Source organism: Halobacillus sp. A1, from assembly GCF_024189295.1.
Classification (GTDB): Bacteria; Bacillota; Bacilli; order Bacillales; family Halobacillaceae; genus Halobacillus_A.
Genome location: NZ_JAIZEN010000003.1, coordinates 113,766 through 126,724, shown reverse-complemented (window position 1 = coordinate 126,724; position 12,959 = coordinate 113,766). Strand labels below are relative to the sequence as shown.

At 40.3% G+C, this 12,959-nt stretch carries 15 protein-coding genes; all 15 read right to left on the bottom strand.

Annotated features, from left to right (window positions below):
• Positions 1-106: 106 nt before the first annotated feature.
• The 15 genes from LF817_RS05000 to fni all read right to left on the bottom strand — a co-directional run bounded on the left by LF817_RS05000 (position 107) and on the right by fni (position 12,959).
• Positions 107-886: a CheR family methyltransferase gene (locus tag LF817_RS05000; protein ID WP_253934676.1), complete on the bottom strand. Its 780-nt coding sequence runs from the start codon at positions 884-886 to the stop codon at positions 107-109.
• A 138-nt stretch (positions 887-1,024) separates the two neighbouring features.
• On the bottom strand, positions 1,025-1,471 hold the full coding sequence (ndk, locus tag LF817_RS04995; protein ID WP_253934675.1) for a nucleoside-diphosphate kinase: 447 nt from the start codon (positions 1,469-1,471) through the stop codon (positions 1,025-1,027).
• Positions 1,472-1,563: 92 nt separating this feature from the next.
• Positions 1,564-2,532 carry a heptaprenyl diphosphate synthase component II gene (hepT, locus tag LF817_RS04990; RefSeq protein ID WP_253934674.1) on the bottom strand — a complete coding sequence of 323 codons (969 nt, stop codon included), beginning with the start codon at positions 2,530-2,532 and terminating at the stop codon, positions 1,564-1,566.
• A 15-nt stretch (positions 2,533-2,547) separates the two neighbouring features.
• Positions 2,548-3,261, bottom strand: a complete 714-nt coding sequence (gene menG, locus LF817_RS04985; RefSeq protein ID WP_253934673.1) for a demethylmenaquinone methyltransferase — start codon at positions 3,259-3,261, stop codon at positions 2,548-2,550.
• A gap of 3 nt (positions 3,262-3,264) precedes the next feature.
• Positions 3,265-4,065, bottom strand: a complete 801-nt coding sequence (locus LF817_RS04980) for a heptaprenyl diphosphate synthase component 1 (protein WP_253934672.1) — start codon at positions 4,063-4,065, stop codon at positions 3,265-3,267.
• Positions 4,066-4,155: 90 nt separating this feature from the next.
• Positions 4,156-4,380 (bottom strand): trp RNA-binding attenuation protein MtrB, encoded by a 225-nt coding sequence (gene mtrB, locus LF817_RS04975; protein WP_253934671.1) that lies wholly within the window; start codon positions 4,378-4,380, stop codon positions 4,156-4,158.
• A gap of 122 nt (positions 4,381-4,502) precedes the next feature.
• Positions 4,503-4,775 carry an HU family DNA-binding protein gene (locus LF817_RS04970; protein WP_082233987.1) on the bottom strand — a complete coding sequence of 91 codons (273 nt, stop codon included), beginning with the start codon at positions 4,773-4,775 and terminating at the stop codon, positions 4,503-4,505.
• 357 nt (positions 4,776-5,132) lie between these two features.
• Positions 5,133-6,611 carry a stage IV sporulation protein A gene (gene spoIVA, locus LF817_RS04965; RefSeq protein ID WP_253934670.1) on the bottom strand — a complete coding sequence of 493 codons (1,479 nt, stop codon included), beginning with the start codon at positions 6,609-6,611 and terminating at the stop codon, positions 5,133-5,135.
• A 428-nt stretch (positions 6,612-7,039) separates the two neighbouring features.
• Positions 7,040-7,765, bottom strand: a complete 726-nt coding sequence (locus tag LF817_RS04960) for a hypothetical protein (RefSeq protein WP_253934669.1) — start codon at positions 7,763-7,765, stop codon at positions 7,040-7,042.
• Positions 7,766-7,781: 16 nt separating this feature from the next.
• Positions 7,782-7,979, bottom strand: a complete 198-nt coding sequence (locus tag LF817_RS04955; RefSeq protein WP_253934668.1) for a DUF2768 domain-containing protein — start codon at positions 7,977-7,979, stop codon at positions 7,782-7,784.
• A gap of 199 nt (positions 7,980-8,178) precedes the next feature.
• Positions 8,179-8,439, bottom strand: coding sequence for a stage VI sporulation protein F (locus LF817_RS04950; RefSeq protein WP_253934667.1), 261 nt, complete (start codon positions 8,437-8,439; stop codon positions 8,179-8,181).
• A 60-nt stretch (positions 8,440-8,499) separates the two neighbouring features.
• Positions 8,500-9,540 carry an NAD(P)H-dependent glycerol-3-phosphate dehydrogenase gene (locus LF817_RS04945; protein WP_253934666.1) on the bottom strand — a complete coding sequence of 347 codons (1,041 nt, stop codon included), beginning with the start codon at positions 9,538-9,540 and terminating at the stop codon, positions 8,500-8,502.
• Positions 9,541-9,562: 22 nt separating this feature from the next.
• On the bottom strand, positions 9,563-10,873 hold the full coding sequence (gene der / locus LF817_RS04940; protein WP_253934665.1) for a ribosome biogenesis GTPase Der: 1,311 nt from the start codon (positions 10,871-10,873) through the stop codon (positions 9,563-9,565).
• A 341-nt stretch (positions 10,874-11,214) separates the two neighbouring features.
• Complete coding sequence (locus LF817_RS04935; protein ID WP_253934664.1) at positions 11,215-11,811, bottom strand: YphA family membrane protein; 597 nt, start codon at positions 11,809-11,811, stop codon at positions 11,215-11,217.
• Positions 11,812-11,918: 107 nt separating this feature from the next.
• A complete protein-coding gene (fni, locus tag LF817_RS04930) occupies positions 11,919-12,959 on the bottom strand; it encodes a type 2 isopentenyl-diphosphate Delta-isomerase (protein WP_371925001.1) in 1,041 nt (346 codons plus the stop codon).

Genomic DNA, 12,959 nt, shown 5'->3' with positions numbered 1-12,959 from the left:
TTTAATGGACTAAAAGATAGCCCGGATAGGTCTTGACATTTTACGTGCTTACAGCGAATTAGTTCTTCTAAAGCTTTACTCTTCGTATATTGAATCTATCGAAGCATCAGATGACCTTTTTATAAAAAAATGTATCGAAATATTCAAAGTTATATTGGTCAGGAGAGAAGATCTGCTCGGTACTCCCTACAAAAAAGACCCCTTCTCTCTTTAAAGACTCATTAAAACGATGATAGACATACTTTTTCGCCGGCTCTGTGAAATATATGAGCACGTTTCTGCATACTATGAGATCACAATTCTTTTCATATTGGTCAGCTAGTAGATTATGCTGTTTAAAAGTAACACATTTTTTTATGTTGTCACTTATCTTGTACATCTGATTACCTTCATACGTAAAGTGTTTTTTCTTCATTTCCGCTGGAAGTTCCTTTAATGCGCTGTCTGTATAAACTCCCATTTCAGCGCGTTTTAACACATTTCGATCAATATCTGTAGCTACAATCTCTATTTGGCGGGCAGGAAGATGCTTCTGTAGGATCATAGCCAGTGTGTAAGGTTCTTCTCCTGTAGAGCAAGCTGCACTCCAGACCTTTAATCTTGTTTGGCCTTTCAGTAGATGAGTAAGAACTTTTTTCTCTAGTATTTCCCATCTCTTTCGATTTCTATAAAACTCAGACACATTAATCGTCATTCGATCGAGCAATTCATAAAATAGCGTTGAGTTGTCCTGGAAATCTTCAAAGTAAGAGGAGAAACTAGTATATCCTCTCTTATCACGCAGAGATGTTAACCTCCGCTTCATCTGAGCTTCTTTATATAAGAGAAGGTCGATACCGGTTTTTCTTTTGAATTGCTCTACAAAGTTTCCATAATCATCGTTCATGAACGCTAAGCTCCTTATAACAGCTATCTTTTACAGAGTAAAGCATTAAATTAGTGATGTAAAGTTTCTTACATAGAAAAAGCTATCTCTTCAAGGTCCATTGTACATGAACCTTTCTGAGATAGCTTCTATTATTCTTTAATATACCCACGAAAGACCGTCTTTTGTATAATCTTGAATTTCTTCGCTGTTAAAAAACAATCCGATTTCCCGCTCTGCGCTCTCTTTCGAGTCAGATCCATGAATAACATTCTTACCTACGATCAAACCATAATCTCCTCGGATCGTTCCAGGTGCTGCTTCCTGAGGGTTAGTAGCTCCCACTAGTTTCCGGGCAGTGGAGATGACGTTCTCCCCTTCCCATACCATCGCGAATACGGGTCCGGAAGTAATGAAATCGACGAGTTCCTCAAAAAAAGGTTTGCCTTTATGCTCCCCATAATGCTCTTCAGCGAGGGACCTGTCGATTGTCATAAGCTTAGCGCCAGCAAGCTTAAAACCCTTTCTTTCAAATCTTGCAGTAACTTCACCAATTAAACTACGTTGCACTCCATCTGGCTTAATCATTAAAAATGTCTTTTCCATGGATAAACACCTCAGTTTATGTAATGTATGAAAGCGCTTTTAAATAGCACCATAAAAGATTTTACCAAAATTTGAGTATTGTGGCAAACCTTTTATGTTCTTCTTTTTCCAATGTACTTCGCTATACCTTTTAATGTCTGCTTGGCACGGTTTTGCGGCAGTATTTCTAAAGCTTCATATGCTTTTTTCAAGTATCGGTCACTCAATTCTAAGGACTTATCTATCGATCCGTTTGTTTTAATCCTTTGAATAATCCAGGAGAAATCACCAGGTGTACTTTTTTCTTTTAAAAATACTTGAAGCAATTCATCTTTGAGTTCGTGATCTTCAAGCGAATATAGTACAGGGAGAGTGATATTCCCTTGAATTAAATCACTACCTGCAGGTTTTCCTAGTTCTTTCTCGGATGCTGTGAAATCCAGTACATCATCAATGATTTGATAGGACATCCCTACGTAGTAACCATAACGGTATAATGCCTTTTCTTCTTCTAGACCGACGCCTGCAGCGATAGCTCCCATACGGCAGCTCGCTGCAATTAATATTGCCGTTTTGCGCTTGATTCTTCTTAGGTAGCTTCGAACATTTTGATCAATATTATATTTATCTTTTATTTGTTCAATTTCACCTAAACAGAGTTCGACCATAGTTTCCGCTAATATTTGATGGGCTTTGGGATCGTTTAATGCTGATAGATTCTCTAACGATCTAGCAAATATGTAATCCCCTGTGTACATAGCTATGCGATTATCCCATCTGGACTTAATCGTTTCCTCACCGCGTCTAATTTCAGCTTCATCTATTACATCATCGTGAACTAACGAAGCTGTATGAATCAACTCAAGAGAAACGGCGACTGACTTCATCCGTTCAATATCATAATTCCCAAATTTGCCTGCTAGCAGAACGAAGACAGGCCTGATCCTTTTACCTCCTGCATTTAGAAGCTGGCTTGAGGCTTCTCTGAGTACAGGATTATTAGATTGGATCGTTTCGTTGACAGCATCTTCAATTACTGCCAAATCTTGCTTTAAGAAAGAATAGATCATTGCTAATTTCATATAGTTCATCCTCAATTATGACAGTGGCTTTTCTCCCATATGCATTGCGGCTGCACCGCCTGTATAAGACTTGATTTTCACATTTTTCAAGCCCGCTTGTTCAAACATGTCTTTGAGCTCCATTTTCCCGGGAAAATCTTTGGCAGATTCATGAAGCCAGCTGTATTCTTCATAACTTTTTGCAAAGAACTTACCGAACAAAGGCATGACTTTCCCAAAGTAGAAGTAATATAACCGTTTAAATACCGGGTTGGTGGGTTGAGAAGTTTCTAGACAGACGACCTTTCCACCGGGCTTAACGACACGTTGCATTTCTTTTAAAACTTGAAGATAATCAGGGACGTTTCTAAGTCCGAAACCAATTGTTACGTAATCGAACTGGTTATCATCAAAGGGGAGATCCATAGCGTTTCCATGTTCGAATTCGACTTGCTTCATTCTTGCCGCAAGTTTCTTTTTAATACCGACAGAAAGCATATTTACGCTGAAATCAAGACCGATCACTTTCCCTGACGAGCCGACCTGATCAGCAAGTGACATCGTCCAATCCCCTGTTCCGCAGCAGACGTCTAAAGTTTGATCACCTTTTTGGACATTCATCCGCTTCATGACATCTCTTCTCCAGAGTCGATGCTGCTGAAAGGATATAATGGAATTCATTGAATCATAGCGGCTGTATATTTTTTCGAATACGCTGTGTACGCGTTCTTCCTTGGACTGTGGCTGCATATATTACCCTTCCTCTGCAATATTCGTTTTATAAAATTTTTGATAGATTGCGGAATGGATGTAAGCTTTCAGCCAGTTAAAGTGTATTGGCAGCTGGGATACTGACGTTTCCAAATTTGAGATATGCTTATGGAGCAATTGCTCAATGTTGAAAACGAGCTGTCCACCAGTTTCCGTAGAATCCGGCCGCTTTACTAACAGATCCATTACAGGTGAGAAGCGCCCCTCCTGATAACTGTTTTTTTCTTGAAGTAACCTTTTAGCTAACAACCAATCCCCAGCCATATCGTTAATTGTGGTTTTCTGGACATATGTCGCTACACGCTGAATAAGCAAGGACTCGATTTTCTTTAAAGAAGTAAGAAATTCCTGAAAAGAATCTACATCTTTATAGTACAACTCCATTTTCAACTCATTGATTTCTTTTATCGCTCCCGCCAAAGTACGGATCATCGGGATGTCATTCAGCTGGGAAAGGACATAGTAATACAATCCACTATAGTAATCCCCTGCCAACACTGTAAGCTGGCGAGTACGCACGGTGTCTTGTTCATCATCGTCCTCCGTTAACGTTACTAAGTCATGAGTATCCAGAGCTATTTGAACGAGCATAGTCGTTATAATGTATTTCTCTTTTTTTAAAGGCGAAAGGGTCGTGTGATCCATGATAGAAATCAAAATAGCAAGCTTGTCCTCATCAATTACCGGGTCGGCAATGAACTTAGCCAAAAACGGATGGCGGACCTGGTTTGCTATTTGGTTCTTTAATTGGTCAATCTTCATTTCGGATGGAATCACCTTCATCACCTTATCCCTTTCTTAGATACGGTTAAAACATAATCATTATAGCATAATCTTTAGTCTCAATCTCTATTATGTACTCAGCAGAGCCGATTACTCTGCATCGTTTGTCATTTCACCATGACTTGTTTGAATGATTGCTTTTCCTCTGACTTTAACAGCTGATGTATGTTCAGTGAATTGAGCAATCATGACTTCATTGCGGTCTAATTTCTCAGAGTGATGAAACCGTGTGTCTGTACCCCTTGTAAGTCCAATGACATTTACCCCGTCTTCTAAAGCTTTGATAACAAAAAAATCATTTTCTGAAGTCGCCATCTAACGTGCTCCCTTCTTTAAACTTACTATCTCTTACTCGATTTATTATGTCAATCATTCTAACTTTTCAGCATTGAAAAAAGGGTGCTATAAAAGCACCCCTTCTTAGCCCTATGTAGCTATTATTTAACAGCATCTTTTAGGGCTTTACCAGGTTTGAAAGCTGGAACTTTACTTGCGGAAATTTCGATCTCTTCTCCAGTTTGCGGGTTACGGCCTTTACGAGCCGCGCGCTCACGTACTTCAAAGTTACCGAATCCGATCAGTTGCACTTTCTCACCATCTTTAAGTGAATCCATGATAGATTCGAATACAGAATCAACTGCTTGAGTCGCATCTTTTTTGGAAAGCTCGGCTTTCTCAGAAACTGCATTGATTAGGTCTGTTTTGTTCATGACATTCACCTCCTTCCAAGAAGGTTGCTCTTTAAGATGAATCTACATCACTTAAAGTGCCTCATTTATCACCAACATTTGATGACAAGCCTTATATTAAACGAGTTTGTACTGAAATTCAATAGAAAATACTTTTAGAATGCCTATTTCTAGCGGTTTCTACGGATTATTCTTCTGTTGATTTGGAATTTATGGTTATATTTTCCCCACACAAAAAAACCACAGAACCCTTGATATGAAAGGGTTTGTAGTCATTCGTGGTTTTTTATTATATTAGGAAAAACTTTCTTGGATCCTTGTTGTAAAATTTTTTAATTCATTTCGATAAAAAAACTAAAACGGCCCGATGAGGAGCCGTTAGAGGATAATGGCAATCATGCCGCCAGACCCTTCATTGATGATTCTTTCTAATGTTTCTTTTAATTTATATCGAGCATTTTCCGGCATCAAAGACAGTTTGGCTTGAATGCCCTCTCTGACGATTGAACTTAGCGATCTGCCGAATATATCAGAATTCCAAATCGACAGCGGGTCTTCTTCAAAATCCTGCATCAAATAGCGGACAAGTTCTTCACTTTGTTTTTCTGTACCGATGATCGGCGAAAATTCGGATTGAACGTCGACTTTGACCATATGAATGGATGGAGCGACAGCTTTCAGCCTGACACCGAACCTGGAACCTTGTCGAATAATTTCCGGCTCATCTAACACCATATCCTCAAGGCTTGGTGCTGCAATCCCGTACCCTGTCTGCTTAACCATTTGCAGAGCATCAGCTACTATATCGTATTCTCTTTTCGCATGAGAAAAATCTTGCATGATTTCAAGCAGGTGATCCTTGCCTCGTATTTCTTCTCCGACAATTTCTTTCAAGATATGATCATACAATTGTTCTGGAGCTTGCAAATCAATTTCGGCGATGCCTTCCCCAAGATCCATTCCTGATATATGAGCGCCTGTAATATGCTCGTATTGATCAAAGTTTCCGATCACGTAATCTACATCACGTAACCTTTTGATATCCTGGACAGTATCCTCTATTGCTGACTGTAGATGTTTCCTTAACCAATGTCGTGAGTCAAGCACCATTACCCAGCTCGGAAGGTTGACATTGACTTCCAAAACAGGGAATTCAAATAACGCTTCTCTTAAGACGTTATGGACATCCTGTTCCCGCATGCTTTCAACGGATAGTGCAAGGACCGGAATATCATACTTTTCTTTTAATTCATTTTTTAATCTTTCCGTACGGTCACTATGAGGCTGGGCAGAGTTAACAACCATAATAAATGGTTTTCCTACTTCCCTTAGCTCTTCCACCACTTTTTCTTCCGCCTGTACATAGTCCTCACGCGGGATTTCCCCAATCGTTCCGTCTGTCGTTACTACGATTCCTATTGTGGAGTGTTCCTGGATTACTTTTTGAGTGCCTATTTCAGCAGCTTCATTAAATGGAATAGCCTCTTCATACCAAGGTGTATGAATCATTCTTGGTCCATTCTCATCCTCGTAGCCGACAGCACCTTCAACAGCATATCCCACACAATCCACCATTCGTACTCGAACGTCTAAATGTTCATCAAACTTTATGGAAGCCGCCTGATTAGGAACAAACTTAGGCTCAGTGGTCATTATGGTTTTTCCTGCAGAGCTTTGAGGCAATTCGTCCAAAGCTCTTTCTCGTTCCGAACTATCCTCCATATTCGGAATAACCACAAGCTCCATGAATTTCTTTATGAATGTAGATTTCCCTGTACGTACAGCACCTACGACTCCCAGATAAATATCTCCGTTCGTTCGCTTGGAAATATCACTGAAAATATCAACCTTCTCCAAAGGATCCCCTCCCAGGTAAAATTTCACTAAATTACAAGCTTGGACACTCTCATTCTATGTCATGACCCTATAGAATTATGCTTGAAATTAATTTGTCACCCATGAACTATTTCTAAAATGTCCAGAAAAGGAGAGTATGTAAGCTTCATCATTTCCAGTTACCAATTAAACGACAGTTATTAATAATGGATCCTGTAGTCCGGAAATTACCCTCTTCCCTCAGGCGTATAGTGAGCATCCTCCTGGTAATGCCCTGTGAAGTCTTACAATATACTGATCCCTCTTTTGTATGTGAGGATAACGGAAACATCTAAGCGGTTGCTTAAGGGAATTTACTCTCCAATACTAGGTGTTCGTTTATCACTTCCATATATTAATATAAAAAACGCTGCCAAACGTTTTTGGCAGCGCGAAGCACACATTTGTGTTCAACTAGGAGGTTCCGTCATGAAAACGGGTTCTCCTTCTTCAATTGTATAAGCTGGGGAGTGCGCAGGCGCAAAAGGTGTATGATCTGTAAGCAAGTAGCGGATATCATCCCCCTCTTCATAGGAGTGATCTTCTTTTCTCATCAGGTCGTACAATTCTTTTCGATAGTCGACTAATAGTTCACCACGCTCATTTATATATACCGGCAGCGATTTCTCGCTGTAAGGGCTGTCTACAGTCGGAGGTGAATCAAGTCCCATTTCTTCATGCTTTACATCATATACGTTTTTTGCAATCTTATCTTTTAGAGGTGGGTACTTATTTTCATCTTCGTAAAAGTCTACTTTAAGCTGTAAAGACCGTAATGATTCTGCCATTCTTAAATCTACTATTTTTACTGTAGGGTCGTCGTCTGGCCGGATAATTACGTATTGATAATATCCGCCGTTCTCAAAAGAATTACCAGGTGATTCACCCATTAATCCGCGTTCACGCAAGGAATTGAAATCCAACTGGTATTTAATAAAATCAGGGGTGTCTTCATCCCTTGTTTTTATCGGCAGCAAACCTGATTCCTGTTCTTGATACTGCTCGACTGCCTGTTGGACAGAGTCCAACTGCTCCTGGTTTGTCGGCTCATTTTTTTTGAGTTCTGAATCCGGATATAAACACCCAGTAAGTATAACCCCCGCTAAAGGAAGGATCAATAATTTAAGCCATTTCATGAAAACCACCCTCCTTCTAGGCTGTCGGCCCGCTGAATACAATATATAGAATGATAAGGCCTCCGAAAATCATGAACAAATAGGCGAATACAGCTACAATTATAGAGATAGGTCCCGTTAATTTAAAGCGGCTCAAGTATATAAGCCCTGTGGCCAAAAATAATGAAATAATTCCAGCAAACGATATGTACATTTTTAATAGAGCTACAGACATGAAGTATTTCCTCCTAAAAATCCCATTAAACTCGTTGGTATTATACCACAGTCAACGGTCTTTCGCAGTCAAAAAAAATCCGGAGCTCTCCGCTCCGGCCGACTAAATAATTCCCATTTACAGCTCATACTTATTAACTGCTACGGATTATAGTATGCAGAATTATGGAGGACGGTATCCTTCAAACGCCTACATATCGTTACCCTTTAAAATACTTACCTAACGTATTCATATCAAGAGGTATATTTTGTTTGATGATCGCCTCGACAATTTTATCCTCTTTTTGCTTTGATACCGGCTTGTTAGCTATATAAGCTAATTGCTTCACCAGCCTACGTACAACTTTTTCATCCGTGAAGTCCGCATTTTTTACAGAATCCGCTACTTTATAAACGTCCTCTGGATTTATATTTGCTTTGTTCTGCAAATGATCAAAAATATTCTTCTGAAAATTACTCATCTCTGTTGACCTCCTCGTGCAATTGTTTCTTCGTAGTATATGCACGAGGAAGGTAATGTGTTAGTTATTCATCTGGTCATCGAGAATATTAGTTAAATCCTCCATTTCCCGGCGTCTGATCCTTGTCATCAGCTGGGTGACCACATCTTTAGGATCTGCATTTTCAAACAGGATTTTATAAATACCAGCTGTGATCGGCATATCGACTCCTCGTTCATTTGATAGTTGATAAGCAGCTTTTGTCGTACGAATTCCTTCGACTACCATCCCCATCTCTTCTAGAACTTCATCTAAATGGGAGCCTTTCCCTAATTGATTACCAGCCCTCCAATTTCGACTGTGAGAACTTGTACAGGTTACGATGAGATCACCGATTCCAGTTAGGCCCGAAAATGTAAGGGGGTTCGCTCCCATAGATGTACCCAGTCGGGCGATTTCAGCTAGGCCGCGGGTAATTAAAGCAGCTTTAGCGTTATCTCCGAATCCTAATCCATCAGAAATGCCCGCACCTAAAGCAATAATATTCTTTAACGCTCCTCCTAGCTCTACACCTACAAGGTCTGGAGACGTATACACGCGGAATAGCTCATTGATAAACAGGTCCTGAACAGTAGCTGCAACGTCCAGATTTTCTGAGGAAACCGTCACTGTTGTCGGGTGGTTCAGACTGACTTCCTCTGCATGACTAGGGCCTGACAATACAACAATATCATGATAATACTTTTTAGGGATTTCCTCTGCGATGACTTCTGAAACACGCTTATATGACCCAGGCTCAATGCCTTTAGAAGCGTGGGTAATCGTCACCTTATGATTTAAATGCTGAACCAGTTGGCCGCAAACTTCGCGCATCGCCTTTGTAGGTACGACGAGGATTATATGTTCAACTTCACTTACTACAGCACCCATATCAGAGCTGGCCTTAATATTTTCAGGCAGCGTAATTCCTTTTAAATATCTTTCATTTTTATGAGTACGATTAATATCATCTGCAAGTGCTTCGCGGTGTGACCATAAATGTACATCATGCCCATTATCGGCTAATACCATAGCAAGAGCTGTACCCCAGCTCCCTGCCCCTAATACAGCGACTTTTTCCATACAAGTCATTCTCCTTTCAAACTTAACTTCGTTTTCTGGCAATAATCTTGATAGGTGTCCCTTCAAAGCCAAACGCTTCACGAATTCGGTTTTCAAGGAATCGTTCGTACGTGAAGTGCATCAACTCTGGTTCATTAACAAATACCACAAATGTAGGAGGTTTAACCGCTACTTGAGTCGCATAGAAGATTTTTAACTTTTGTCCTTTAATTGAAGGTGTCGGGTTCATAGCCAAAGCGTCCATGATCACTTCGTTGAGAACACTGGATTGAACTCTTCTTGCATGATTTTCGCTAGCTTCAATTACTTTAGGGAGCAAGGTGTGCGTCCGTTTCTTCGTTTTAGCAGATAAGAAGGCGATCGGAGCGTAATCTAAGAATCGGAAGTTCGACCGCACGTCATCTTCGAACTCTTTCATAGCCTTTTCATTAGAATCCACCGTGTCCCACTTGTTAACAACGATAATTACAGCTTTACCTGCCTCATGGGCGTAACCAGCAATCTTTTTATCCTGCTCCTGAATGCCTGTCTCAGCATCAATCAAGCTTAGAACGACATCTGAACGTTCTATAGCTTTCAAAGCTCGCATAATGCTGTATCTTTCAGTTGATTCATACACCTTACCGCGTTTTCTCATGCCAGCAGTATCGATGATGACGAAATCGCGATCGTCTTTGGTAAAAGGTGTATCGATAGCATCTCTTGTAGTTCCTGCAATACTGCTGACAATCACTCGTTCTTGACCGAGCAGACTGTTGACTAAAGATGATTTACCAACATTCGGTCTTCCTATCAAACTAAAGCGAATGGTATCGTCATCAATTGGCTCCGTCGTCTTCTCCGGAAAATATTCGACCGCTGCGTCAAGCAGGTCCCCAAGCCCTAGACCATGGGTACCTGAAATAGGATAGGGTTCACCAAACCCTAAAGAATAGAATTCATAAATGGTTTCCCTCATTTCAGGGTTATCCACTTTATTTACGGCAAGTACAACTGGCTTATTGGATTTGAAGAGGATCTTCGCCACCTCTTCATCCGCCCCGGTGATGCCATCGCGTCCATTTACCATGAATATGATGACATCAGCCTCATCGATAGCCACCTGGGCTTGGGCTCTCATTTGTACAAGCAGTGGCTCATCGCCTAATTCAATACCTCCTGTATCAATCACGTTAAAAGTGGTCGTCAACCATTCGGCTTCCGCATAAATTCTATCCCTCGTCACCCCAGGGGTATCTTCTACGATAGAGATACGATCACCCACTAAACGATTAAAAATTGTAGACTTCCCAACATTCGGGCGCCCTACGATTGCTACTACTGATTTTCTCATGAAAGGGTCATCCTTTCTTACATCCTGAATTATTTTTGTTATTGATTTTTTTAAACATAATTATATAAAGGCTCTGTTACATTATGGCGTGGAGACTTGATTCCTCCATCACCGAAAACAAACGGTTTTCTATCCACACTCTTCTATTGTGTAGAGTAAAGGTAATCCCACCGTCACAGCAGACTCATCAATTCCAAACTTTTCTGAGTCACACAAAAAAATACTGCTGTTCTATGGAGGCTTTAAGAGCCCTGCTTCCAATAGAATAGCAGAAATAGCCTAACTTAATTATATTAGCAAATTAGACTCTAATATACAATTACTAATTTATCGACTTAAGATTATAAACCACTTAATACTTGTCTGCGTTTCTTACGTCTGATTTTATATGTTGAGCGCCTCACATATTGTACACCTTCTAATACCATGAGGATGATAATTCCTTTAATGAGAGAGGTGTGAAGCGACATCAGATCGACAAAATTATCAATCCCCAGCGGATGCCTCAAGCTATTCACTAAAAGAATTCCTAGTGTATTCATTAAAATCCAGAGTCCAATTTGTCGATTTAAAGAAACGTGAAACACATGTATGATATACATCAGGAGAACAAGGCCTGCAGTCGCTCCAGGAAATAGATACCATACCGGATTTGTCAGCAGTAGAATATGGATCAGAGACCATAAAACAACGAATAGGACAGCCCATAAGTGCCCTATAACAGATTGCTTTCTTTCTGACCAAAAATAAATACCGAAACAAGCTTCCAAGCAGAGGAACATAGTCATATTTTCGTACGGCTTCATAAGAAAAGTGAACGAAATCATTTGAATCAATAAAAAAATAATCAAACCATCTTTATAAACGGAACGAGAATTCAAAAAGAAAAAGCTCATGATAAAAGCCGCCCAAGCAAACCAATAGTAAGTACCAGCCATAGTATCTCTCCCTTATCATTCATTATGGCTGAATGATCTTTTTCTTAAACAGGAAGCCTGGTTGAGCATCACTTAATTTAAATCCGCAAATAAAAATAGAGCTCATCTTATTGATCAGCTCTTTGGTCCAGCCAAGTTTTTGATTCTCCGTGTACGACGAAAGGCTTTTTCCGCAATTCAGAAACACTTTGACTATTTGTCAGCATCATGACCATTTTTATTTCTTTGTGTATGTGCTGAATCTCGCTTGCTAATTCCTCATACCCTTTCTCTACAAGAACTCTCAACAGACTTCCTGCCATACCAAAACAATTTGCGCCAAGGGCTATAGCTTTAGCGCCGTCTAATCCGTTGCGGATGCCGCCTGACCCTATGATATGAATGTTTAATTGTTCAACCAACTCACGCGATTCAAGAAGTGAAATCGGAGTAGGTATTCCCCAATTATCAAATGAAGCAAAGGGCTTTTCACGGCGCATATTTTCCACTTTAGAAAAATTCGTACCGCCTCTACCGCCCACATCCATATAACTTACCCCTAAATCATAAAGTTGTTTTATAGTTTCCTTTGACATGCCATATCCTACTTCTTTAACGATCACTGGAACTTCAACTTTACGACAGATGGATTCGATATTATGAAGTCGTTCTCTGAAGTCTCGATCGCCCTCAGGCATAATCAACTCCTGCAACGTATTTACATGAATTTGCAGTGCATCAGCCCGGATCATATCAATAGCCATTTGAGCCTGCTCATAATCAGCTTCACTGCCGACATTTGCAAAAACAATGCCTTCCGGATTCTCTTTACGAACAATTTCATAACTTGGCCGTTCATGAGGATCTCTTATCGCCGCCATTTGAGAACCCACAGCCATACCGATTCCGGACTCCGCTGCAGCTTTTGCAAGGTTTTTATTGATTTCTAAAGTCCGCTGCCCTCCACCGCCAGTCATTGCATTTACAAAAATAGGAGAACTTAATTGAAGTTCTCCTAAGTTCGTTCTTAAATGAAGTTGGTCAAAATTTAACTCTGTCAAACTTTGATGAACGATGTCGATGTCATCAAAATGGTTGTAGACATCGCGTTCATGACCGAGGGCATGACGGATATGATCGAGCTTTCTCTCAGATCGGGACAAACCCAT